This window comes from Priestia sp. 179-F W1.4 NHS (assembly GCF_045369295.1).
Lineage (GTDB): Bacteria > Bacillota > Bacilli > Bacillales > Bacillaceae_H > Priestia > Priestia zanthoxyli.
In genome coordinates this window covers 99,633-123,789 of sequence record NZ_JBIQFF010000004.1, presented here as the reverse complement: position 1 = coordinate 123,789, position 24,157 = coordinate 99,633, and the positions used below count along the sequence as shown (strand labels likewise).

Here is a 24,157-nt window from a genome sequence, read left to right as displayed (position 1 = left end):
CGGCTTTTAATATATCACTATATACTAACGATACATTATTACATATTTCGACGATATTGCCCACCGCATTCATATAAAGCTCGCGTAATTTCTCCTAAGCTGGCTACTTTAACAGTCTCCATTAACTCTTTGAAAATGTTCTCTCCTTCTGTTGCAGCTTTCTTTAACCTTTTCAGCGCGTCTTCTCTTTTTTCTTCATGCTGCTGTTGAAACTTCTGAAGCTGATTAATTTGATGATTTTTTTCTTCTTTTGATGCGCGGGCTAACTGCATGTCATCAACTGAGGAACTTTCCTCTTCATTTGGATTAATATACGTATTTACTCCTATAATAGGTAAAGCTCCCGTATGTTTTTGCATCTCGTATTCCATCGATTCATCTTGAATCTTACCTCGCTGATACTGCATTTCCATCGCACCTAAAACGCCGCCTCGATCATTTAAGCGTTGAAATTCAGCCAATACCGCTTCTTCTACCAAGTCTGTTAGTTCATCAATAATAAAAGAGCCCTGTAATGGATTTTCATTCTTAGTGAGTCCATGCTCTTTTGTAATGATTAGTTGAATGGCCATCGCTCTACGTACAGATTCCTCTGTCGGTGTTGTAATTGCTTCATCATACGCATTGGTATGAAGAGAGTTGCAGTTGTCATGAAGAGCCATTAAGGCTTGCAGCGTCGTACGTATATCATTAAAATTAATTTCCTGTGCATGAAGCGATCGGCCGGATGTTTGAATATGATACTTAAGCTTTTGACTGCGTTCATTTGCGCCGTATTTATCACGCATCACAATTGCCCATATTCTTCTCGCCACACGTCCAATAACCGTGTATTCAGGGTCAAGTCCATTACTAAAGAAAAACGATAAATTAGGAGCAAAATCATCAATATGCATCCCTCGGCTTAAGTAATATTCCACGTACGTAAAACCGTTGGCTAATGTAAACGCGAGCTGAGAAATTGGATTCGCCCCTGCTTCAGCAATATGATAGCCTGAAATAGACACAGAATAATAGTTGCGCACTTTCTCGTCAATAAAGTACTGCTGAATATCTCCCATCATTTTTAACGCAAATTCTGTGGAAAAAATACAGGTATTTTGGCCTTGATCTTCTTTTAAAATATCCGCTTGAACGGTTCCTCTCACTTGTTTCAACGTACCCGACTTTACTTCCTCGTATTCCTGTTCCGTTAAAGGACGCTTTAATTCTTCTTCTTTCTTTTCTACCTGCTGGCTGATAGCTGTATTCATAAACATAGCTAGTAATATCGGAGCCGGTCCATTAATCGTCATCGAAACGGAAGTCGAAGGATGGCAAAGATCAAATCCCTTATACAAAAGTTTCATATCATCAAGCGTACAGACATTTACGCCGCTTTCGCCAATTTTCCCGAAGATATCCGGCCTTGGATCCGGATTTTCTCCATAAAGCGTTACAGAATCAAACGCTGTACTTAAGCGCTTGGCCTCATCATCTTTTGACAAATAGTGAAAGCGGCGATTGGTTCGTTCTGGTGTTCCTTCACCTGCGAATTGACGCTTAGGATCTTCACCTTTTCGTTTGAACGGAAAAACACCTGCTGTGTATGGAAATGCACCTGGCACGTTTTCTTTATAAAGAAAACGAAGAACTTCCCCGTATTCATCAACCTTTGGAAGGGCCACGCGCGGAATACGCAGTCCTGATAGCGTATCAACTTGCAAAGACGTTTTAATTTCTTTATTTCTTACCTTTGTAATAAGTTCTTCTTGCCGATACTGACTTTTTAATTTAGGCCAGTTTTCCAGCTTTTCAATCGATTCGGCCGTTAGCTGTTTTTGATATTTCTCCTTTAGCTGAGTGAGCTCTTGCTTGGCTGTTTCTGTTTCCACTTCTTCGAGAGCACCCTCTAGCTGATAAAATTTACGCGCTGTTTGCGCTTGAACGTCCGTATTGCGGTGATAAGAACGAACGCTGTTTACAATCTCCTGTAAATATTGCTGTTGATCATTAGGAATGATGGTATATTTCTTTTCACTTACGCGCTCTGATGATTTTTCTACGTGCCAAGACGTACGGCATGTTTGATGCAGATGATTTACAAGATCTTCAAATAAAATATTTGTTCCCCCGTCGTTGAACTGACTCGCGATTGTTCCGTAAACTGGCATCGTAGAGAGACTATTTTCAAACAGCTGATGATTGCGCTGATATTGACGCTGCACTTGTTTTTTTGCGTCTTCGGAACCTTTTTTTTCAAATTTATTGATGACAATAAAGTCTGCGTAATCAATCATTTCAATCTTTTCTAACTGCGACGGCGCGCCAAATTCGCTTGTCATGACATAAAGAGAGACGTTTGCAATATCTTTAACTTGAGCATCAGCTTGCCCGATGCCGCTTGTTTCGACAATGATAATGTCGAAGCACGCTTTTTTCACGACGGCAATTCCATCTCGAATGGCCGCCGATAGCTCATGTCCAGATGAACGCGTGGCCAAACTTCTCATATACACACGAGGAGACGCTGCGATGTTCATGCGAATTCGATCCCCAAGAAGCGCTCCTCCGGTCTTTTGTTTAGTTGGATCAACGGATAAAACAGCTACATGAATATCTGGAATATGTTCAATAAACCTTCTTACTAATTCATCCGTAAGCGAACTTTTCCCCGCTCCTCCTGTTCCTGTGATTCCAATAACCGGTATTTTTTGATCCGTCTCGCTGTCGATTACACTTTCTCGTATTTCTTCAAGAGCGGCTGCATGCTCTTTTGTGTATTCATAGGCTTCATTTTCAGCACATGTAATAAGCTGGGCAATTAAACGGTCATTAGCCGGCGTTAAGGTTCGATCATTCGGTAGTGCAGGGGGATTTGTGTAATAACAATCATCGATCATGAATTGAATCATGCCTTCTAACCCCATTTTTCGTCCATCTTCCGGAGAAAAGATTTTAGAGATGCCGTAATCATGAAGCTCTTGAATCTCACTCGGAATAATTACCCCGCCGCCGCCTCCATAAATTTTAATATGAGAAGCCTGTTGTTCTTGGAGTAAATCGTACATATACTTAAAATATTCTACATGGCCGCCTTGGTAAGAAGAAATGGCGATCCCCTGAACATCCTCTTGTATGGAAGCGTTAACAATTTCTTCAACAGATCGGTTATGCCCCAGATGAATGACTTCTACCCCCTTGGCTTGAAGAATCCGTCTCATAATATTAATAGACGCATCGTGGCCGTCAAACAGGCTAGAAGCGGTTAAAAAACGAAGCGGTCTTTTGCTTGTATTCAAACTGTCTCCCCCTCACACAGTTGTTGAAATGAAAAATTTTTAAGTAAAAAATCCAACTGCATATTTGTATATTCTTCTAGTGAATAATGCTTTTGCAGCCACCATCTGCGAAATGCCCACATCTGACCTTGAACAAATAAATGATGAGCAAACAGCGAAATTTCTTTATCCGTAAGTGCAAATTGATTGTTTTCTACGCAGCCTTCGATAATAACCTTAAACATTTCAACCATATCCAGCTCTTTTTTTAATACATATGGAAGCGCATCTTTAGACAGCGATTTCGCTTCTTGGTACATGACTAATACTTCATCTTGAAGCTCATCTACAACTTTAAAATAGTGTTGAATCGCTTGTTGAAGCTCAGCGATTGTATAACGATCCACTACCATCTCTTCTAATCGCTCTCTCACTTCGTCGTAAATGTTGTCACATACAAGATATAAAACATCTTCTTTAGATTGAATATATTCGTAAAGTGTACCGATACTGAACCCAGCGGCTTTGGCAATTTCCCTTGTTGTTGTTCGGTGAAAACCTTTTTCCTTAAATAGCGTGACGGCCCCTTTAATCATTTGATTACGACGCTCTACAATCAGCTTTTCATCTTTAATGGATGTGAGAACTTCCCTCTTTTTCATTTTTTCACCTCTCCTACAACAAGTGTTTTATTTAGCAAGATACCTAGAAATGACGAGACGCTGAATTTCTTGTGTACCCTCATAAATTTGCGTGATTTTTGCATCTCTCATAAAACGTTCTACTGGATAATCTTTTGTATAACCGTACCCTCCAAATACTTGAACAGCTTCTGTCGTTACTTTCATTGCTGTATCCCCAGCATATAATTTTGACATGGCTGATTCTTTGCCGTATGGCAGCCCTTGAGACTCGAGCCAAGCAGCTTGATAGGTTAACAGTCTGGCAGCTTCTATACTCGTGGCCATGTCGGCTAACTTAAAAGCAATTCCTTGCTGAGAAATAATGGGCTTTCCAAATTGCTGACGTTCCTTTGCATAATCCACCGCCGCATCTAACGCTCCTTGAGCAATTCCTACCGCCTGCGCTGCAATACCATTTCGGCCGCCATCTAGCGTCATCATGGCAACTTTAAATCCTTCTCCTTCATTTCCTAGCAAATTTTCTTTTGGAACACGGCAATCCTCGAAAATAATTTCTGTGGTAGGTGAAGAGCGAATGCCCAGTTTCTTTTCTTTTTTACCAACTGAAAATCCCGGCATATCTTTTTCAATAATAAAAGCGCTCGTGCGTTTTTCATTAGGATCGATGCGAGCAAATACGACGTAAATATCCGCTTCGCCGCCGTTTGTAATAAAGATTTTAGAACCATTTAAAATATAATCTTCTCCGTCCTTTACAGCGAGCGTTCTCATTCCTCCTGCGTCTGATCCAGCACTCGGTTCCGTTAACCCATAAGCACCTATTTTCTCACCCGTTGCCATAGGTTTCAGGTATTTTTGTTTTTGTTCTTCTGTTCCGAATGTATAGATTGGCCAGCCGGCAAGAGAAGTATGAGCCGACAACGTAACGCCTGTTGATGCACATACTCTAGATAGTTCTTCAACGGCAATGCAATAAGCTAGATAGTCACTGCCGATTCCTCCGTATTGCTCTGGCCATGGAATACCTGTTAATCCTAGATCAGCCATTTGTGTAAAGATTCCTCTGTCAAAACGCTCTTCTTCATCTCGTTGTGCAGCTGTCGGAGCCACTTCGTTTTTGGCAAAGTCTCGCACCATTTTTCGAATCATTTCGTGCTCTTCTGAAAGTTTAAAAAACATGATTATTCCCCCTATAGTTGACTGCTAATGACAATGCGCTGAATTTCGCTTGTACCTTCGTAGATTTCGCACACTTTGGCGTCACGAAAATACCTCTCTACTGGATAATCTTTCATATAACCATAGCCTCCCAAAACTTGAATCGCATCGATTGCTACATTCATAGCCGTCTGGGAAGCAAACAATTTCGCCATTGAGGCTTCTTTTTTGCAAGGAAGTTTTTGATCATATAAAAAAGCGGCTCTGTACATTAAAAGCTTCGCTGATTCAACAGCCGTTTCCATATCAGCCAGCTTAAAGGCAATTCCCTGCTGAGATAAAATCGGCTTTCCAAATTGATATCGTTCATTTGCATAGTTTTTGGCTGCTGTTAACGCACCTTCAGCAATTCCTACCGCCTGAGCAGCAATACCAATTCTTCCAGCATTTAAATTAGCCATAGCAATTCGAAATCCTTCACCTTCTTCTCCGAGACGATTTTCTACAGGCACCTGTATATTTTCAAAGTGCAGTTGAACCGTTCGAGAACCGTGAAGACCCATCTTATGTTCATCTTTTCCTACTGAAAATCCCTCCATCGTCTTTTCAACGATAAAGGCGCTCATCCCTCTCGACCCGCGTTCGGGATTCGTTTTAGCAAATACAATATATGTATCCGCTTCTCCCCCGTTTGTAATGAAAAGCTTTGACCCATTTAAAAGATAGTGGTCTCCTTTTCGTTCTGCTTTTGTTTTTAGGCTTGCGGCATCAGACCCTGCACTAGGTTCTGTTAGGCAAAAAGCACCTAAATATTCACCTGTCGCAAGTTTTTTTACATACTTTTGTTTTTGATCTTCCGTCCCAAATACGACAATAGGATTCGTACCTACAGAAGTATGAACAGACAAAATGACGCCGAGGGCTGGACTTACTTTTGATATTTCGTGGATGGCAATCATGTATGACACAAAGTCCAGTCCACCTCCTCCGTATGTTTGAGGAACGGGAATGCCCATCAGGCCAAGATCAGCCATCTGCTTTAATAAACCTCGAGGAAATTCACCCTTTTCCATGTTTGGCACAGCCGCAGCGACTTCTTTTTCACTAAAATCAGCTACCATCTTTTTAATCATGTGTTGTTCAGACGTAAAAAAGATCATTTTGCCACTCCTTTATGTTTCGTACGTAAAAAATCCTTTTCCTGTTTTTCGACCAAGCCATCCTGCCTTTACATATTTCCTAAGCAATGGACAAGGACGATATTTGTCATCACCAAACCCTTTATGGAGCGTTTCCATAATAAACAAACATGTATCGAGGCCGATGAAATCTGCTAATGTCAAAGGTCCCATTGGATGGTTCATTCCTAGTTTCATCACTTGATCAATATCCTCTTCGTTTGCTACACCTTCATAGAGCGTAAACACAGCTTCGTTAATCATTGGCATTAAAATTCGATTTGAAACAAACCCTGGAAAATCATGAACTTCCACCGGGGTTTTATTTAATTTTTTTGTTGTTTCATAGACTGCTTGATACACTTCATCAGCAGTAGCCAGCCCTCTAATAATTTCAACGAGCTTCATCACGGGAACAGGATTCATAAAGTGCATGCCAATTACTTTTTCAGGTCGAGTAGTCACAGCTGCAATTTCAGTAATAGGAAGCGAAGACGTGTTGGTTGCTAAAATAGTATGACTCGGGGCTAACGAATCCAACTCCGCAAAAATGGCTTGCTTGACTTCCATCTTTTCCACAACCGCTTCGACGATTAAATCTGCTTTTTGTGCTGCTGTTATTTCATTTGCTAAGTGAAGGCGCTCCATAATCCCTTCATATTCCTTAGCTGAGAGAGAACCTTTTTCCACCTGTTTTTTCAGACGTTTATCAATACCTTCTATTCCTTTTTGTGTATTTTTTTGATCAATGTCATACAAAGAAACTTGATATCCGCTCGCAGCAAATACTTGCGCAATGCCTGCTCCCATCTGACCTGCTCCAATAACCATAACTGTTTCAATATTCAAGTTGATTTCCCCCTTTTACACTTCTACCATGATGGCATCACCTTGGCCGCCGCCGCTGCAAATAGCAGCAATGCCTAGTCCGCCGCCTCGTCGTCTTAATTCATGAATGAGCGTTACAACAATACGGGCGCCGCTTGCTCCAATCGGATGTCCAAGTGCCACTGCCCCGCCGTTCACATTTACTCTTTCAGCCGGAAGCCCTGCAATCTCCATACTCATTAATGCTACTGCTGAAAAAGCTTCATTGATTTCAAACAGCGCAATATCATCTACTGTCTTCTTTGTTTTTTGCAGTAGCTTGTTAATAGCAAACCCAGGTGTTTTCGGAAATTCCCTTGGCTCCATCGCAAGAGAAGTATGGTTTATAATCGTAGCCAACGGCTCATAGCCATTTGCTTTCGCCACATCTTCATCCATTAGCATGAGCGCAGCTGCTCCGTCATTCACGCTAGGTGCATTTCCTGCTGTAATGGTTCCACTGTGGCCAAATACAGGCCGAAGAGACGAGAGTTTTTCTAACGACGTATCTTTTCTTGGTCCTTCATCTTTTTGAACCTTTATCGTTCCTTTTTTAGAAGGAATATCAACTGAAATTCTTTCTGCATCCCATCTCCCTTTTTCTTCTGACTCTACCGCTAATTGATGACTGCGAAGCGCCCATTCATCCTGCTTTTCTCGGGAAATATTCATTTCAGAAGCTATTTGATTTCCATACGTACCCATTTGCACCCCTGTAAAGCTGCATGTCAAACCGTCATGAACCATCAAATCCGTCACCACGCTATCTCCCATCCGGAATCCCCATCTTGCTTTTGGAAGAAGATACGGCGCGTTACTCATCGATTCCATTCCACCTGCAATGATTGTTTTTGCTTCTCCTAATCGAATCAGCTGATCAGCAGTTGTAATACTGCGCATACCCGATGCACAAACTTTATTAATGGTTTCCGTCTCTACTTGCCACGGTAAACCTGCATAATGCATGGCTTGCCTAGAAGGTAGCTGTCCTTGGCCCCCTTGCAGCACGCACCCCATAATAACGGAATCAATTTCTGTACGTCCCTTTGATGCTGCTTGAATCGCTCTCCCCCCTAGTTCTGCCGCTTTTAGTCCGCTTACGCTGCCACCTAATTTTCCAAAAGGTGTTCGAACTGCACTCACAATAACTGTTTTCCCCACTATTGTTTCCTCCCTTTTTCCTACTCTTTGTCCTTGCCGATTGAACGCTTGCTCAATTTCCTTTCTTTAAAAAGTAGAGATGAATACCATCTCTACTTCTCCTTTATGAAACCTGTTCTTGCACGTCACCATAAATTGACTTTTCAAGCAGTTCTGCTACGTCATACGTATGAACCTTTTCTTCTACTTCTTTTGCTTTTGTTCCGTCACTTAGCATCGTTAAGCAGTACGGACAACCTGAACTGATAATGCTTGGATTAACGGCTAAGGCTTGTTCCGTGCGCGCTACGTTAATGCGCTGGCCGGTCGTTTCTTCCGTCCACATTAACCCTCCTCCTGCTCCACAGCACATACCATTTTCACGGTTGCGATCCATTTCAATCAAACTAACACCTGGAATCGCTTTCAAAATTTCTCTTGGTGGACTGTTTACTTCGTTATATCTTCCTAAATAACAGGAATCATGGAAGGTAATTTTTTCATTAACCGCATGTTTTGGTGTCAGCTTACCTTCTTTCATCAACATAGCTAATAATTCTGTGTGATGATACACTTCTCCTTCAAAACCGAAATCTGGATATTCATTTTTGAAGATATTGTAAGCATGTGGATCAATCGTAACAATTTTTTTGATTTCATTTTTTTCAAATTCAGCGATATTTTTAGAAGCTAACTCTTGGAATAAAAATTCATTGCCCAACCTGCGGGGCGTATCACCAGAATTTTTTTCTTTATTTCCTAAAATCGCAAATGAAACACCAGCTTCATTGAGAAGCTTAGCAAACGATAGAGCGATTTTTTGACTGCGGTTATCATAAGATCCCATCGAACCTACCCAGAACAAATACTCAAACGTTTCACCCGCTTTACTTACTTCTTTAACAGTCGGAATGTGAACATCTTCTCTTACATGTCGCCATTCTTCACGCTCTTTTCGGTTTAATCCCCAAGGGTTTCCTTGACGCTCAATATTCGTCATGGCACGCTGAGCATCCGCGTCCATCTTTCCTTCGGTTAATACTAAAAAACGTCGTAAATCTATGATCTTATCTACATGCTCGTTCATTACGGGACATTGATCTTCACAGTTTCGGCACGTTGTACATGCCCAAATTTCTTCTTCCGTAATGACATCTCCAATTAGGGCGGGATTATATTCCGCTGTTGCTGCGGCTTCTGCTCCGCCTTGGCTGGCCGCCATCATCGCCAGCTGATTTCCTTTTGTTTTAGAGAATGCATACGTAGGAACCCAAGGAGCCTTAGATGTCACAACCGCTCCTTTTTCTGTTAAGTGATCGCGCATCTTCAAAATTAAATCCATTGGAGACAAAATTTTCCCCGTACCCGTTGCCGGACACATATTCGTACATCGACCGCATTCTACACAGGCATATAAATCAATGAGCTGATGCTGCGTGAATTCTTCAATCTTACCAACCCCAAACGTCTCCTGCGTCTCATCTTCAAAATCAATCTTTTCAAGCTTACCTGGCTTAGAAACACGGTTAAAAAATACGTTAGCCGGTCCAGCCAGTAAATGAGCATGTTTTGATTGAGGAACATATACTAAAAACGTCAATAACACGGCTAAGTGAATCCACCATGAAACATAAAAAATGGAGATAGCGGCAGTATCATTGATTCCCTTAAACAAGATGGCAATAGATGACGCAATCGGTTCTGTCCATGCTGGTTCATGATTATGCCAGATGATTGACATGCCGTTTCCAACAAGCACTGACAGCATAAGTGCTCCAATAAAAATCAGTACTAAACCAGATTTAAATCCTCTTTTTAAACGCACAAGCTTTTCTACATAGCGACGGTGAAAAGCCCAGACAACTGCTACTAAAATCAAAAACGTCACAATTTCTTGGAAAAATGTAAAGCCGGGATATAAAGGTCCAAGCGGCAAATGTTTACCTGGAAGCAAACCTTTTATAATGAAGTCTAACGCGCCGAACTGAACTAAAATAAACCCATAAAAAAACATGACGTGCATAATTCCACTTTTTTTATCTTTTAACAGTTTCTTTTGTCCAAACACATTCACCCAAATTTTTTGCAGCCTTTCTTTTAACCGCTGATCAAATTCAACTTTTTTTCCTAATTGAATGTACTCAATGCGTGTGCGAATTAAATATACAAACAAAGAGATAGCGTAAGCGGTTACAATAATAAAAAAGAGAAAATTCACCCACAGCAACCCTGTCATCTCGTCCCCTCCTTGAATAATTTGTTACCTTTCTTTCCTCCTGACGACTAAATTTTCTGATAATATATCTGTTTTCATTGTATATAATGAATGAGCATTCAGTCAATATCTTTTCGTTCTTTTGTTCATATTCTATTTAAACAAGGTGACACTAAGAACAACATAAAATGTATTTACATCGGGAAAAGAGGTGACATGATGAGCGGCATGATTGTGATTTTACTTTTTATTATTTTTATTGCTTGGCTTGCAATTGACCTTGGTGTTGGAAAGAAAGTATTTTCCCAGGCTGAAAATACTTTTCCAAAACGCCGTGCTTCTCTCTTTTTGTTCGCAGACGGGAATGTCTTGTATAAAGATTTATTTCACGAAATAGAAAATGCCTCTTCATTTATCCATTTATCGTTTTACATTGTACAAAATGATGAAATTAGCCAAGAATTTTTAGATTTACTAGTCCAAAAAGCACAGCAAAATGTTGAAGTCAGATTATTGGTAGACCGTGTAGGAAGCTATAAAATCAAGAAAAACAAAATTGCATTCTTAAAGAAACAAGGTGTTCATTTTGCTTACAGTCGAACGCTACGGTGGCCTTATTTGTTTTATACACTCAACGCACGCAATCACCGTAAAATGGCCGTTATTGATGGGAAAGTTGGCTACATTGGCGGTTTTAATATTGGAAGAGAATATTTAGGACTCGACGCCAAGCTTGGGGTGTGGAAAGATTACCACCTGCGTATGGAAGGGGAAGGTATACAAGACCTTCAAATGCAACTATTGAGCGACTGGTATGCTGCTACCGGCTTAGACCTGCGTAAAGTGGAAAGATACTTTCCACCAACCTCTGAAGGAGACTATGTTATTCAGCTAAAGTCGACTGAAGGTTTTTCACTTGAAGAAAGCTTTTTATCGATTATCAACCAAGCCAATAGGGAATTGTACATAGGTACTCCTTATTTTATTCCAAGTGAACCTTTGATGAATGCTTTACTCCAAGCTCGTGCACGGGGAGTAAAAGTTCATATTTTAATTCCAATGCGTGCAGATCAACCGCTTGTTCATCATGCTGCGTTTGCTTATCTTCCCACATTACTTCAAGCAGGTTGTATGATTTATCAATATTATTACGGTTTTTACCATGCCAAAGTATTAATTGCAGACAATGTTATCTGCGATGTAGGAACGGCTAATTTTGATAAAAGAAGCTTGTTCTTAAATGCTGAAATCAACTGTTTAATCTATGATGCAACGTATATTGAAGAAGTAAAGAACAGCTTTAAAGCTTGTATGGGGGAATGCCCAATTTTGTCTTTAGAAGATGTCAAAAACCGAAAATGGAGTGAAAAACTAAAGCAAGGATTTGCAACCTTTATTTCTCCGTTACTTTAATGAACGAAAAGAGGAAGATTTATCATGAAAATTAGATTTGGCTATGTATCACATGCCCTGTCGCTTTGGGACTGCTCACCTGCTAAAACCCTCACGTTTACTAGATGGGGAAAAATGAAAAAAGATGAGAGGCTGGATAAGCTTCATCACGTCACAAAACAAAATTTGAATCATACTAAGCGCGCTTTGCATTTTAATATTGCCCACGAAATTATGCTGTATCGATTGTCATCTTCTCTTGTCCCTTTAGCTACTCATCCTGAAGTAGCTTGGAATTACATTGATGCGTTCCAAGAAGACTGGTCAGAGATAGGAGAATTGATTCGGAATCATCAGCTGCGCGTGAGTTTTCACCCCAATCAGTTCACATTATTTACAAGCGACAAAAAACACATTACAGAAAATGCGGTAAAAGATATGGATTATCACTATAGAATGCTTGAAGCGATGGGAGTAGCTGATCAAGCTCTTATTAATATTCATGTAGGAGGAGCTTATGGCAATAAAGAAAAAGCGATTGGTCGATTTCATGAAAACATTCAAACGCTGCCGCCTGCCATTAAAAAGCGCATGACTCTTGAAAACGATGATAAAACATACACAACTGAAGAAACATTAGCCGTATGCGAAAAAGAGAAAGTCCCTCTCCTCTTTGATTATCACCACCATAAAGCAAATGAAGGAGAAGAACCTCTTGACCTATTGCTCCCTCGTATCTTTGACACGTGGAAACATATCGGATTAAAACCAAAAGTACATATCTCTTCTCCTAAATCTGAAAAAGAATTTAGAAGTCACTCTGATTATGTCTCAACTGATTTCATCGCACCTTTTTTGCAAATAGCTAAAGATATGGGACAAGATTTTGACGTAATGATTGAAGCAAAGTTAAAAGATAAAGCGCTGCTAAAATTAGTGGAAGATTTAGCATCAATGAGAGGAGTAAAGCGTACGGGAGGCGCCACGCTTGTTTTTTAAATAAAAAAAGAGCCAAGAGGCTCTTTTTTTATTTACATTTTTTCAGGTGCTGAAACACCAATTAGTTTTAAGGAGTTTTGAAGCGTTACTTGAACAGCTTTCACTAGTTCAATACGCGCTTTACTTGTTTCTATATTATCGCTGTCTAATACTTTTTCTGCATTATAGAAGCTATGGAACGTAGAAGCAAGATCAAATACATAGTTCGTAATGCGGTGCGGAATACGTTTTGTTGCTGCTTCCGCTACGGCCTGAGGGAACTCTCCGATTTTCTTCAGCAGTTCCATTTCTTTTTCTGCACTAATTAATGAAAGGTCGGCGCCAGATGTTGATTGAATCCCCATCTCTTCACCTTGACGAAGAATACTGCAAATACGGGCATGAGCATATTGCGCGTAGTATACAGGATTTTCATTAGATTGAGAAACAGCTAAATCTAAATCAAAGTCTAAATGTGTATCCGCACTTCTCATCGCAAAGAAGTAGCGAGTTGCATCAAGGCCTACCTCTTCTACTAGGTCACGCATTGTTACTGCTTTACCTGTACGTTTGCTCATCTTCATTTTTTCGCCATTTTGATACAGTTGAACCATTTGAATAATTTCTACTTCCAGCGTATCTTTTTCATAACCAAGTGCTTGAATCGCCGCTTTCATACGAGGAATATATCCATGGTGGTCGGCTCCCCAAATATTAATTAGCTTATCAAATCCGCGTTGAATTTTGTCTTGGTGATACGCAATATCTGGCGTTAAGTACGTAAATGAACCGTCATTTTTAATTAACACACGGTCTTTATCATCACCAAATGTTGTAGAGCGGAACCACGTAGCACCTTCTTCTTCATATACGTGGCCTTGTTTTTTCAACGTTTCAAGTGCAACTGAAATTTTATCATTTTTATAAAGAGACGTTTCAGAATACCATACGTCAAATTTCACACGGAATTGTTCAAGATCACGCTTTAATTTAGCTAACTCATAATCTAATCCGTATTGACGGAAGAATTCAAAACGCTCTTCTTCAGAGGCGTTTACATACTTGTCTCCGTGCTCTTTTGCTAACTCTTTTCCGATGTTTATAATATCAGCACCATGATAGCCGTCTGCAGGCATTTCTTTCTCTAAACCAAGAGCCTGCATGTAGCGTGCTTCTACTGAATAAGCCAGGTTATTAATTTGGTTACCAGCATCATTGATATAGTATTCACGTGACACATCGTAACCTGCTTTTTCAAGAACATTACATAATGAGTCTCCAACTGCAGCACCGCGGGCATGTCCTAAATGTAAATCTCCTGTCGGATTAGCTGAAACAAACTCAACCTGTACTTTTTGTCCGTTCCCTACGTTTGTCTCACCGTATGCTTCACCAGCTTTTATAATCGTTGGAATAAGCTCTGTTAAATAAGAGTTATTCATATAAAAGTTGATGAATCCAGGGCCTGCAATGTCAATTTTTTCGATAGATGCTTTTGATTTATCGAAGTTTGCTACAAGCTCTTCAGCGATAACACGCGGTGCTTTTTTGGCAATACGAGCTAGCTGCATAGCCATATTGGTAGAATAATCACCATGTGTTTTATCTTTTGGTGTTTCTAATAGAACTTCTGGAAGTTCTGCTTTTTCAGCAAGTCCTGCTTTGACCACAGCATCTTGAATTTCAGCTTTTAATTTTTGCTGCACTTGTTCGACGATGTTCATTTTTTCTCCTCCTTGAATGTAATGGTTAACGCATATTTCCCGGTAGGCTGACCCTGTACTTCTAGATCATACGTTAAAAATAACCGACCCTTTTGAGTCATTTGTTTATATTCAATGTTATGAGCGAATGTTAGTAAATCCATACGTCCATAAGGGCTTATATAAGTTCCTTCGATCTGTACCTTTTTACGAAACGATTGCTTCATTTGAACAGCACCAGTTCGGTTAATTGATACTTCGTCTTCGCTAATTTTTACCATTGTTTTAATATCTCCGATTTCCTCTTGGCGCTCTGTGTATGTAAGATAAATTTTCGATCCTTTTTCATAATACATACCTTTTGCATTTACCGATGTTGTCTCTTTTCGGTGACCATCACGGATATCCGTCACAATTTTAACTTCAATGGGTTTTTTGACTTCTGAAGCGTTACTCACAAAAGACACTTCCTTATTAAAATGAATACGTTATAACTTAAATAGTATAAACATTCTAAAGAAAGAATTCAATAATACTTCAAAGGAAATATGATAGATAAGCCGAGAATTCCTTTTTTCACTGTGTTTGACGTACTCACATATTTTAAACAAAAAAGGCGGCCGTAGGCGGCCGCCTTTTTACTTTATTTATTTCTTTTGAACCCAGCCTAAGATCATTTCGCGAATAAGCTTGCTTGCTGTATTAGCTGTTTGTTCAGACGGATCATAAATTGGAGCTACTTCGACTAAATCTCCTCCGACAATACGAAGATCTGATTTAGCAATTGCGTGAATAGAAGCTAAAAGCTCTTTTGATGTGATACCGCCTGCATCTACTGTTCCTGTACCAGGAGCGTGCGCTGGATCTAATACATCGATATCAATTGTTACATAAACAGGACGACCTGCAAGTGTTGGTAGAATCTCTTTTAACGGCTCTAGAACTTCAAATTTCGAAATATGCATACCGTTTTCTTTTGCCCATTGAAATTCTTCTTTCATTCCTGAACGAATACCAAATGAATAAACATTCTCCGGTCCGATTAGTTCAGCAACTTTACGAATTGGAGTGGAATGAGAAAGTGGTTCTCCTTCATACTCTTCACGAAGGTCTGTGTGAGCATCCATATGGATAATGGCTAAATCCGGGTATTTTTTATACATAGCTTTCATAACAGGCCAAGAAACCAAATGCTCTCCGCCCATGCCTAATGGGAACTTGTCCGCTGCTAAAAGCTGGTCGATATACTCTTCAATTATGTTCAAGCTGCGCTGAGGATTCCCAAATGGAAGTGGAATATCTCCTGCATCAAAATATTTCACTTCTTCTAGCTCCCGATCTAAATACGGGCTGTATTCTTCTAATCCAATTGATACTTCACGAATACGAGTTGGGCCAAATCGTGAACCTGGACGATAGCTAACTGTCCAGTCCATTGGCATTCCGTAAAGAACCGCTTCACTTTCTTCAAAAACAGGGTGACTGCCAATAAATACATTACCTGAATAAGCTTCATCAAAACGCATATTTTGTTCCTCCTTCATTACTCATAGAAAAGATGCCAGCCTTAAACCTCTGGCATCTCACTTGTATGTGATAACTTATTTAATAAGATCTTGCACAAATTTAGGTAAGGCAAATGCCGCTTTGTGCAATTCTTTTGTGTAATATTTTGTATCAATATCAAAGAAACGATCTTCGCTTACTTCCAATGGATCATGTTTCTTTGAGCCCATTGTAAATGTCCATAAACCGCTTGGGTATGTTGGAATATTTGCTACGTATAGACGTGTAATCGGGAAGATTTCTCTTACATCACGCTGAACATTTGAGATAAGTTCTGGCGTGAACCAAGGGTTGTCCGATTGAGCAACAAAGATACCATCTTCTTTAAGTGCTTTTGAGATACCTGCATAGAATCCTTTTGTAAATAAATTCACAGCTGGACCTACTGGCTCTGTTGAATCCACTAAAATGACATCGTATTCGTTCTCGCTTTTAGCGATGTGCATAAATCCGTCATCTACTTGTACATCAACACGAGGATCTTCTAGTTTACCCGCAATTGAAGGTAAGAATTTTTTTGAGTACTCAATAACTTTTCCATCGATATCAACTAACGTCGCTTTTTTTACGCTTGGGTGTTTTAAGATTTCACGGATTACGCCTCCGTCTCCTCCACCTACAACTAGTACGTTTTCTGGATTTGGATGCGTAAATAACGGTACATGTGCAACCATTTCATGATAAACGAACTCATCTTTTTCTGTTGTCATAACCATACCGTCAAGTAGGAGCATGTTACCAAACTCTTCTGTTTCAACCATGTCTAATTTTTGAAACTCCGTTTGCTCTGTATGTAAAGTGCGATTAATTTTAGCTGTAATACCAAAGTTCTTTGTTTGCTTTTCTGTGAACCATAATTCCATTTCAAAATCTTCCCTTCTATTTTGAGAATTAACCTATGCATAGATTACCCTAACATAATTTATACAAACATGAAAAAAGTATAGATGAATTCAGCAAAAAAGCAAGTAAAATTTTTAGCAATGGAGGTTTAAAACCTCCTTTTCTATTTCATACTGATGATAGATACAAGCTTTAGAATCTACTTGCACCGCTCTTTTAATAGAATTTTGTTGTGTTGAAAGCAACATGTACGGTGCATAGTGACACATATTGGTGGTGAATGGAAATGGAAACGGTATTAACCGAACATTTAAAAAAGGCAAGACGCATCTTCCGAATTCTTCTCGTCCTTGGTATATTAGCGGGGGCTTTATTGTTGTTTGCCTACATAAGTATCTTTCTCTACGCCAAAATCGCTGGCCCTCCTCCGCTAAACGTTTCTCAAACAGCTGTTTTCTACTCAGCAAACGGTAAAGTTCTTGATGAAGTTCACAATGGACAAAAGCGCTACTGGGTTTCACTTAATCAAATTTCACCTTACGTAAAAGATGCGACTTTAGCCGTTGAAGATAAGCGCTTCTACGAGCATCACGGCTTTGATATGCATCGAATCGCCGGAGCAATTGTAGCTGATATAAAAGCTATGGGAAAAGTACAGGGTGCGAGTACTATTACTCAGCAGTATGCACGAAACTTGTTTTTAGAGCACGACAAAACGTGGACTCGAAAGCTTCAAGAAGCTCTGTATACGATTCGGTTAGAAATGAATTATAGCAAAGACCAAATTCTAGAAGGCTACATGAATACGATTTACTACGGCCATGGAGCTTATGGAATTGAAGCGGCAGCTAGGCTGTACTTTGATAAGCACGCCAAAAATTTGACGTTAAGTGAAGCGAGTATGTTAGCCGGTATTCCAAAAGGCCCTAGCTACTACTCTCCTCTTATTCATCAGGAAAATGCAAAAAAACGACAAAATATCATTTTATCTCTCATGAAAGAGGATGGAATTATTACGTCGAAGCAAGCAACAAAAGCGCTGGTAACTCCCCTAGCATTTTCAAAGCCTGCTGAAAAAGATCCTAACAAAGAAGACGCTTCTTACTTTATGGATGCAGCGCTAGCAGAATTAAAGCAAGATTTAGGCATTGATGAAACCATGATTTATACAAATGGACTTCGCGTTTATACAACGCTGGATGAAAAGATGCAGCGAACGGCAGAAGAAAAAATGAAAGATGTTATCAGCAGCTCTTCAGACGTACAAAGTGCATTTGTTGCGATGAATCCTAAAAATGGACAAGTGAAAGCTCTTATTGGTGGAAGAGATTATGAAAAGAGCCCGTTTAACCGCGCTACTCAAGCAGTAAGACAGCCTGGCTCAACGATGAAGCCATTTTTATACTATGCGGCATTAAAAGATGGTTTTACTGAATCCACTCCAATGAAAAGTGAAGAAACGACGTTCAAATTAGAAGATGGTGTTTCGACATACACGCCTAGTAACTATCACAATTATTATGCAGATGCGCCTATTACAATGGCTCAAGCCATCGCACTTTCAGACAATATTTATGCGGTCAAAACGCATTTGTTCATTGGGGAAAATCGCTTGATCGAAACCGCTAAAACACTTGGTATATCATCACCTTTAAAGAAAGTTCCATCTTTAGCTCTTGGAACTTCACCTGTCAAAGTCATTGATATGGTTAATGCGTACGGCATCTTTGCTAATGGCGGAAAAGAAATTCGTCCAACATTTATTAAACGAATTGAAACCCATGACGGAGAAGTTGTTTATCAAGCTCCTTCTGAACGGAAACAAGTCATTGATAGACGCTATGCTTTTCTTACTACCCATTTAATGACAGGCATGTTTAATCAAAAGCTAAATGGCTATACAACCGTCACAGGAAAGCCTATTTCTAAATATGTATCTCGTCCTTACGCGGGAAAATCCGGCACAACCTCTACGGATAGCTGGATGATTGGCTACTCTCCTCAGCTCGTTTCAGGCGTTTGGGTTGGATATGATCAAGGAAGGACAATGGATGATGTAGCTGAAAAAGGATACGCAAAAAAAATGTGGGCGCTATTTATGGAAGATGCTTTAAAAGGGAAGAAAAAAGAAAAGTTTAAAGCACCAAACGGATTAATGAGCGTCAACATTAATCCTCAAAATGGAAAGTTAGCATCCAAATCATGTCCTGTTCAATATAAAGCTTATTATTTAACTGGAACACAGCCTAAAACATATTGTACTGATCACATCGATCATGCAGCAAAAACGAAGAAAAAAGAGCCTGAAACAGAAGGTAAAAAATTTCACTGGTTCCCAAAATGGTTTGATTAAAAAAAGCTTAAGGCCTTGGCCTTAAGCTTTTTTTAGCATTACGATGTTTGAAGCGCTTCTTTTAAGTCATCATTAGATAACGTCCAGATTTCTTCATTATGAGACTTCAAAAACTCACGAAGCAAAGCCTTAGACTTGTTATCCATTTCTTCTATCATAATGCGTCGTTTTAAGGATTTATCCATTTTGTTTACATGTTCAGGAAGTGACTTATAGCCGCGGCGAATTTCACGATCAACGGTCATTTCACATGCTGTCATACCTGCGTAGTAAGGTCCTTCTTGCTTGCGATCAATCGTTACCCATACAAGCCAATATAACTTGCCGTTTGGCACCTCGTCTTTATTCGGTAAGAACTTAATTCCTTTTTCTACTACACTTCTGGCATGCATCGCACCAATATCGACAAATACTTCTTCATCGCTTGGGCAAACAAAAACCGGTGAAATGTTTTCTAAACTTAACGCTCCAACCCCGTAGCCGCCGTGGCCGTCGGTTGAATCGTCTTTTATGATATTAAATCCTATACTTTTCTTTTTTGGCTGAGTCATAGTAAGCCTCCTCTATTTAGTAAATCAGTGGTGCTAATATCTGCTGAAAGATATTCATCACAAACGTTGCTGCTCCGTTTAGAAGCGGCCAGATTACAATTCGATCCAGAGGTGTAATCACAAGAATCAAAAATACAAAAATACCCCAAGACTCATACTGCGTCATTTTGGCTCGCGTAGACGGCGGAACGAGATCTTCAATCACGCGGTATCCGTCTAAAGGCGGAAAAGGCAACAAGTTAAATACGCCTAGTGTTAGGTTTATTTGAATAAATAATGTAAAAAAACGATAAAGCGCATCGTTGTCCACTGCGGCATTGTTCATCAAATAGTAAATAAGCAAGCCGATAAATGCCAACAACAAGTTGCTAAACGGTCCCGCTATCGATACTAGAATACCAGCTAAACGAGGCTTTTTAAAGAAATAGCGATTAACAGGAACCGGCTTCGCCCACCCAAAACCTGCGATAATTAACAAAAGCGTTCCAAATGGATCTAAATGTGCCAGCGGAGAAAGCGTTAGCCTTCCTTGCTTTTTAGCTGTGTGGTCTCCAAATAAATAAGCTACATACGCATGTGCAAACTCATGCAGTGTGAATGCAACAATAAGGGTCATCACCACGTAAGGAAGGTCTTGCAATGAAAAAGCTAAAAAATGTTCCACTCTTTATCTCCTTTATTTTAAAATAATTTCTACACATCATATCTACTAAATAAACCGTTTGCTTACGAAGAAGGATACAAGACTTCTTGAATATGGCCTCAAAGGTCTCAAAAACCAGACATGGGCTCCCTATGGCCCCACTTGGTTTTTAGCATCGATGTTATGATAAAAAGTATACTACAGATTATGGCCTGCATCACTACCTCATACTGTCATTTTATTCAGAAAACGGGTACACTAATCATATACTGACCAAAAAGGAGTGTACACATTATGCCAGTTGTAACTGTTAAGATGCTTGAGGGCCGTACAGATGATCAAAAAAGAGCTCTTGTTGAAAAAGTAACGGATGCTGTTGTAGAAACAACAGGTGCATCACCTGAAAAAGTATCCATTATCATCGAAGAAATGTCTAAAAACCATTACGCTGTAGCGGGCAAGCGCATGAGCGATCAATAACGCCTACATAAAAAAAATGCCATAGGAGTTGACCTATGGCATCTTTTTAATGTACAGACAGAGTTGCCTGAAGTTTTTCAATATATTCGTATGCTTCTGCAATGTCTTCTTCTGTATAGTTTTGCTTACGCTTTAACGTAAACACTTTTTCTTTTACTTCTTCTTTAGATAAGTTATCAAAATATAAAATCGTAGAGACGAGCTCCAAAAATTTAGAGCTTTGCTCGTTCATATCCTTCATACATTCCTGCAAGTGAGGAAGCTCTAAATCATAGTGACTTAAAAATCCTTCTCCCGCTTCTGTTAATACGTAACGATACTGCATATATCCGCCCTTTTTCTCTTTAATTTCACTTAAAAAGCCCAAGTTACACAGCTCCTCAATTCGAAGCGTTAATTCCTCAGAATAAGGTCCAAAAAAGTGAAAATTATACTTTTCATAAAAAGGAAACTTCAGTTTTTTTCCGATAAATATCATCTTTTGTAACTTTTTTCTGCCAACAACTTCTCCCGCCGCGGAAAATACTTTCACAATCTTTGCGTGATCGTTTAACACAGCCCCTTCAACTCCTATACTATTTAACTCTGATCTCCTTTTAGTAAGTTTATAATCTGATCTTTAACTTTTCGCTTAGACGACAATTGATCAATGAGATCTTGTGGAAAATATAATTTATGATCGGTTCTCTTTTTCCCTGAAATTGCTTCAACAATCTCCGACTGACGTGATAATTCACGCACTTCATTATTTGGCATCAACAGATGAATCGGCAAACGTTCTTCCTCTTCACCCGGTCGATAAAAATCGTATGGTAGGTCGCTTGAAGAATCGACGACTAAATAATAATCTGGGTTAATGCCCGCTTTTTTAAAAAGTGTTGTAAGCTCCATCCACATTTTCATTTGTGAATTTGGATTAAACTCAATGTATTTAAAAAGCTGACGATTCATAAATCTTCGGCATAGATCAGATAAAATTTCATCCTCTTCTTCTTCCCATGCTTGAAAATAAAATAAAATAACAGATTCATCTAATTTCAAATACTCTTTTAGCGATATTTCTTCTTCAAAAATCGAATAAAAATGAGTGGGCTCCTGCTTGAACTCATAGTAATGATGATGGAGCTCTTTCGCGCGATGTAAAATTTTTGTCAAAATAACTTCAGCACTTCTCGTAACAGGATGAAAATACACTTGCCAGTACATTTGGTAGCGGCTCATAATATAATCTTCAACCGCATGCATACCGCTGTGTTTAATCACGGCTTGGTCTTCCCGAGGACGCATAACGCGAAGAATTCGTTCCATATCAAAGTGACCGTAGCTTACTCCTGTGTAATACGCATCACGCTGCAAATAATCCATGCGATCTGCATCAATTTGACTGGAAATTAAACTAACGACAAGCTTATTTTCATATGTTTTCGCGATTACTTCGGCCACTTTTTTAGGAAAATCCTTTCCCACTTTCGTCAACACTTGATTTACCTCCGTGTCACCTACGATAATGGCTTGTGTAAATTCTTCATGATCTAAGTGGAAAACCTTCTCAAATGAATGTGAAAACGGACCGTGACCTAAATCGTGCAGTAAAGCCGCACAAAGACAAAGAAGACGCTCATCTTCATTCCATTCAGGGCGTCCTTGAAAACCGTCGTCAATAATACGGCGCACAATTTCATAAACACCTAAGGAATGACTAAAACGGCTGTGTTCAGCCCCATGAAACGTTAAGTATGTCGTTCCTAGCTGTCTAATACGACGCAGCCTTTGAAATTCGGCTGTCCCAATTAGCTCCCAAATAACACGATCTCTTACATGGATATAGCGGTGAACAGGATCTTTAAATACTTTTTCTTCACTGAGTTTTTCATTAGGATATGTCATTTACATACCTCTCTATCTTCACTTTGTTGTTGCTATAATTTTTCGACACTCACTTCCTATTTTCCTATTCAGAATAAAAAATCACCTTGTCAAGCAACCAAGGTGATTTACCTAACAAACAAGGCGATTCTGTTTGTAAGAAGCTCGTTCGACAAATAAGTAGCAGAAAAGCAGCTATTTATTGTTTCACTATCTATTTTTTTACTTTTTTTTCAATCTTCTCGATTAATTCGTCCTCTGTTGGCGCTGCTACAGGACGGTTATTTACAAATGCAAATGACTTTTTACGTCCGGGTCCACAGTAAGACTGGCAACCGATTTGTACTTCAGCTTGTTCATCTATTTTTTTAAGTCGAGGTAACAACGTTTTGACGTTTGTTGCCTGACAATCATCACAAATTCTAAATTCATTTGCCATGTTGACACAATCCTTTCAAAATTGGTTCATCATTTTGCCTAAGGGGTATTTTACCCCTATTTGAAGTCCGATGCAAGTTAAAGAAGGAAGCAAAATCTATCATACTCCTAGAAGAAATGGTATAAAGTATGGATTTTTTGTACATGATGATACTACAAAACATGATTACTATGAGTCATGGAAAATAGAGGAGTGAACAAAGTGAAAGATAGACAAGATGCTTGGACAGAAGAAAACGACTTATTATTAGCTGAAACAGTATTACGCCATGTCCGCGAAGGAAGTACGCAGTTGAATGCGTTTGAAGAAGTTGGAGATGAATTAAATCGAACTTCAGCAGCATGTGGATTCAGATGGAATGCTGTTGTACGCCATCAGTATGAAAAAGCACTGCAGCTAGCTAAAAAACAGCGGAAACAGCGTATGCGTGCACTTGGACAAGAGCAAGGCAAAAAGAAATTATTATATACGCCACCAGCATCTGTAGAGCATGTGGAACAAATGATGTCTGCGCCTACAGCAACATATAGCTTACCTGAAACACACGTAGAAAGAAGCAGCAGTGAGGAGCTTTCAATGGCTGATGTTATTCGCTTCTTACAAACAATGCCAAATCAAGCGAGCAATTTACAAGCATTGCAAAGCGAAAACAAACGCTTGATGCAAGAAAATGCAGAGTTAGCTAAGAAAAACACAGAGTTGGAAAAACAAATTAAACATCTCGAAGCTAATGCTACTACTATTCAAGAAGACTATGAAACATTAATGCAAATCATGAACCGTGCGCGAAAGTTAGCTCTATTTGATGAAGAAGAGCGTTCTTCTACTACGTTTAAAATGGATCGTAACGGAAATCTTGAGAAAATGGCTGAATAAGCTAC

At 39.5% G+C, this 24,157-nt stretch carries 21 protein-coding genes; 5 read left to right on the top strand and 16 right to left on the bottom strand.

Annotation, left to right across the window (positions count from 1 at the left end):
* Nucleotides 1-38: 38 nt before the first annotated feature.
* From icmF to ACH0CI_RS19110, 7 genes are all read right to left on the bottom strand, one after another.
* Entirely contained in the window at nucleotides 39-3,281 is a 3,243-nt protein-coding gene (icmF, locus tag ACH0CI_RS19140) for a fused isobutyryl-CoA mutase/GTPase IcmF (protein ID WP_406902100.1), read from the bottom strand.
* The gene (locus ACH0CI_RS19135; protein ID WP_014457745.1) at nucleotides 3,278-3,922 is read right to left on the bottom strand and encodes a TetR/AcrR family transcriptional regulator; all 645 of its coding nucleotides are present in this window, start codon (nucleotides 3,920-3,922) and stop codon (nucleotides 3,278-3,280) included. Before ACH0CI_RS19135 ends, icmF begins: the two co-directional genes overlap by 4 nt.
* Before the next feature lie 27 nt (nucleotides 3,923-3,949).
* A complete protein-coding gene (locus tag ACH0CI_RS19130) occupies nucleotides 3,950-5,083 on the bottom strand; it encodes an acyl-CoA dehydrogenase (RefSeq protein WP_406902099.1) in 1,134 nt (377 codons plus the stop codon).
* An 11-nt stretch (nucleotides 5,084-5,094) separates the two neighbouring features.
* Complete coding sequence (locus tag ACH0CI_RS19125; RefSeq protein WP_335706524.1) at nucleotides 5,095-6,222, bottom strand: acyl-CoA dehydrogenase; 1,128 nt, start codon at nucleotides 6,220-6,222, stop codon at nucleotides 5,095-5,097.
* Between the two features lie 12 nt (nucleotides 6,223-6,234).
* On the bottom strand, nucleotides 6,235-7,089 hold the full coding sequence (locus ACH0CI_RS19120) for a 3-hydroxybutyryl-CoA dehydrogenase (protein WP_406902098.1): 855 nt from the start codon (nucleotides 7,087-7,089) through the stop codon (nucleotides 6,235-6,237).
* 15 nt (nucleotides 7,090-7,104) lie between these two features.
* Nucleotides 7,105-8,268, bottom strand: coding sequence for an acetyl-CoA C-acetyltransferase (locus tag ACH0CI_RS19115; protein ID WP_406902097.1), 1,164 nt, complete (start codon nucleotides 8,266-8,268; stop codon nucleotides 7,105-7,107).
* Between the two features lie 103 nt (nucleotides 8,269-8,371).
* Nucleotides 8,372-10,483 (bottom strand): (Fe-S)-binding protein, encoded by a 2,112-nt coding sequence (locus ACH0CI_RS19110; RefSeq protein WP_406902096.1) that lies wholly within the window; start codon nucleotides 10,481-10,483, stop codon nucleotides 8,372-8,374.
* 198 nt (nucleotides 10,484-10,681) lie between these two features.
* On the opposite strand from ACH0CI_RS19110, the gene cls reads away from it, so the two are divergent.
* Together cls and uvsE are read left to right on the top strand one after the other, a co-directional pair.
* Complete coding sequence (cls, locus tag ACH0CI_RS19105; protein ID WP_051137078.1) at nucleotides 10,682-11,875, top strand: cardiolipin synthase; 1,194 nt, start codon at nucleotides 10,682-10,684, stop codon at nucleotides 11,873-11,875.
* Nucleotides 11,876-11,899: 24 nt separating this feature from the next.
* Nucleotides 11,900-12,853: a UV DNA damage repair endonuclease UvsE gene (gene uvsE, locus ACH0CI_RS19100; RefSeq protein ID WP_034263994.1), complete on the top strand. Its 954-nt coding sequence runs from the start codon at nucleotides 11,900-11,902 to the stop codon at nucleotides 12,851-12,853.
* Nucleotides 12,854-12,885: 32 nt separating this feature from the next.
* Here the strand turns inward: uvsE and argS are convergent, their stop codons facing one another.
* From argS to speE, 4 genes are all read right to left on the bottom strand, one after another.
* Complete coding sequence (gene argS / locus ACH0CI_RS19095) at nucleotides 12,886-14,556, bottom strand: arginine--tRNA ligase (protein ID WP_033580387.1); 1,671 nt, start codon at nucleotides 14,554-14,556, stop codon at nucleotides 12,886-12,888.
* The gene (locus ACH0CI_RS19090; protein WP_406902095.1) at nucleotides 14,553-14,993 is read right to left on the bottom strand and encodes a YwiB family protein; all 441 of its coding nucleotides are present in this window, start codon (nucleotides 14,991-14,993) and stop codon (nucleotides 14,553-14,555) included. The genes argS and ACH0CI_RS19090 overlap by 4 nt, the downstream gene beginning before the upstream one ends.
* Nucleotides 14,994-15,182: 189 nt before the next feature.
* Nucleotides 15,183-16,061, bottom strand: a complete 879-nt coding sequence (speB, locus tag ACH0CI_RS19085; RefSeq protein WP_028411962.1) for an agmatinase — start codon at nucleotides 16,059-16,061, stop codon at nucleotides 15,183-15,185.
* 75 nt (nucleotides 16,062-16,136) lie between these two features.
* Nucleotides 16,137-16,964: a spermidine synthase gene (gene speE, locus ACH0CI_RS19080; RefSeq protein WP_013059843.1), complete on the bottom strand. Its 828-nt coding sequence runs from the start codon at nucleotides 16,962-16,964 to the stop codon at nucleotides 16,137-16,139.
* 266 nt (nucleotides 16,965-17,230) lie between these two features.
* Here speE and ACH0CI_RS19075 point away from each other — a divergent pair, with 266 nt between their 5' ends.
* Complete coding sequence (locus ACH0CI_RS19075; RefSeq protein ID WP_406902094.1) at nucleotides 17,231-19,297, top strand: transglycosylase domain-containing protein; 2,067 nt, start codon at nucleotides 17,231-17,233, stop codon at nucleotides 19,295-19,297.
* Nucleotides 19,298-19,335: 38 nt separating this feature from the next.
* Here ACH0CI_RS19075 and ACH0CI_RS19070 read toward each other — a convergent pair whose 3' ends face one another.
* Together ACH0CI_RS19070 and ACH0CI_RS19065 are read right to left on the bottom strand one after the other, a co-directional pair.
* Nucleotides 19,336-19,848, bottom strand: coding sequence for a YwhD family protein (locus ACH0CI_RS19070; protein WP_176344915.1), 513 nt, complete (start codon nucleotides 19,846-19,848; stop codon nucleotides 19,336-19,338).
* Between the two features lie 16 nt (nucleotides 19,849-19,864).
* Entirely contained in the window at nucleotides 19,865-20,512 is a 648-nt protein-coding gene (locus tag ACH0CI_RS19065; RefSeq protein ID WP_028411960.1) for a site-2 protease family protein, read from the bottom strand.
* Nucleotides 20,513-20,785: 273 nt separating this feature from the next.
* Here ACH0CI_RS19065 and ACH0CI_RS19060 point away from each other — a divergent pair, with 273 nt between their 5' ends.
* Entirely contained in the window at nucleotides 20,786-20,971 is a 186-nt protein-coding gene (locus tag ACH0CI_RS19060) for a 2-hydroxymuconate tautomerase (RefSeq protein ID WP_013085497.1), read from the top strand.
* A gap of 46 nt (nucleotides 20,972-21,017) precedes the next feature.
* Here ACH0CI_RS19060 and ACH0CI_RS19055 read toward each other — a convergent pair whose 3' ends face one another.
* The 3 genes from ACH0CI_RS19055 to ACH0CI_RS19045 form a co-directional block, all read right to left on the bottom strand.
* A complete protein-coding gene (locus tag ACH0CI_RS19055) occupies nucleotides 21,018-21,527 on the bottom strand; it encodes a YwgA family protein (RefSeq protein WP_033580386.1) in 510 nt (169 codons plus the stop codon).
* A gap of 23 nt (nucleotides 21,528-21,550) precedes the next feature.
* Nucleotides 21,551-22,858 carry an HD domain-containing protein gene (locus tag ACH0CI_RS19050; protein ID WP_013059849.1) on the bottom strand — a complete coding sequence of 436 codons (1,308 nt, stop codon included), beginning with the start codon at nucleotides 22,856-22,858 and terminating at the stop codon, nucleotides 21,551-21,553.
* A gap of 193 nt (nucleotides 22,859-23,051) precedes the next feature.
* Nucleotides 23,052-23,276 (bottom strand): YuzB family protein, encoded by a 225-nt coding sequence (locus tag ACH0CI_RS19045; protein ID WP_013059850.1) that lies wholly within the window; start codon nucleotides 23,274-23,276, stop codon nucleotides 23,052-23,054.
* Between the two features lie 201 nt (nucleotides 23,277-23,477).
* Between ACH0CI_RS19045 and ACH0CI_RS19040 the strand changes: the two genes are divergently transcribed.
* On the top strand, nucleotides 23,478-24,152 hold the full coding sequence (locus ACH0CI_RS19040) for an RsfA family transcriptional regulator (protein ID WP_033580385.1): 675 nt from the start codon (nucleotides 23,478-23,480) through the stop codon (nucleotides 24,150-24,152).
* Nucleotides 24,153-24,157 lie beyond the last annotated feature (5 nt).

Coding starts and splice junctions, on each gene's coding strand:
- ACH0CI_RS19135 (WP_014457745.1), bottom strand. CDS start 3,922: ATGAAAAAGAGGGAAGTTCTCACATCCATTAAAGATGAAAAGCTGATT.
- ACH0CI_RS19130 (WP_406902099.1), bottom strand. CDS start 5,083: ATGTTTTTTAAACTTTCAGAAGAGCACGAAATGATTCGAAAAATGGTG.
- ACH0CI_RS19125 (WP_335706524.1), bottom strand. CDS start 6,222: ATGATCTTTTTTACGTCTGAACAACACATGATTAAAAAGATGGTAGCT.
- ACH0CI_RS19110 (WP_406902096.1), bottom strand. CDS start 10,483: ATGACAGGGTTGCTGTGGGTGAATTTTCTCTTTTTTATTATTGTAACC.
- cls (WP_051137078.1), top strand. CDS start 10,682: ATGAGCGGCATGATTGTGATTTTACTTTTTATTATTTTTATTGCTTGG.
- uvsE (WP_034263994.1), top strand. CDS start 11,900: ATGAAAATTAGATTTGGCTATGTATCACATGCCCTGTCGCTTTGGGAC.
- argS (WP_033580387.1), bottom strand. CDS start 14,556: ATGAACATCGTCGAACAAGTGCAGCAAAAATTAAAAGCTGAAATTCAA.
- speB (WP_028411962.1), bottom strand. CDS start 16,061: ATGCGTTTTGATGAAGCTTATTCAGGTAATGTATTTATTGGCAGTCAC.
- speE (WP_013059843.1), bottom strand. CDS start 16,964: ATGGAATTATGGTTCACAGAAAAGCAAACAAAGAACTTTGGTATTACA.
- ACH0CI_RS19075 (WP_406902094.1), top strand. CDS start 17,231: ATGGAAACGGTATTAACCGAACATTTAAAAAAGGCAAGACGCATCTTC.
- ACH0CI_RS19070 (WP_176344915.1), bottom strand. CDS start 19,848: ATGACTCAGCCAAAAAAGAAAAGTATAGGATTTAATATCATAAAAGAC.
- ACH0CI_RS19060 (WP_013085497.1), top strand. CDS start 20,786: ATGCCAGTTGTAACTGTTAAGATGCTTGAGGGCCGTACAGATGATCAA.
- ACH0CI_RS19050 (WP_013059849.1), bottom strand. CDS start 22,858: ATGACATATCCTAATGAAAAACTCAGTGAAGAAAAAGTATTTAAAGAT.
- ACH0CI_RS19045 (WP_013059850.1), bottom strand. CDS start 23,276: ATGGCAAATGAATTTAGAATTTGTGATGATTGTCAGGCAACAAACGTC.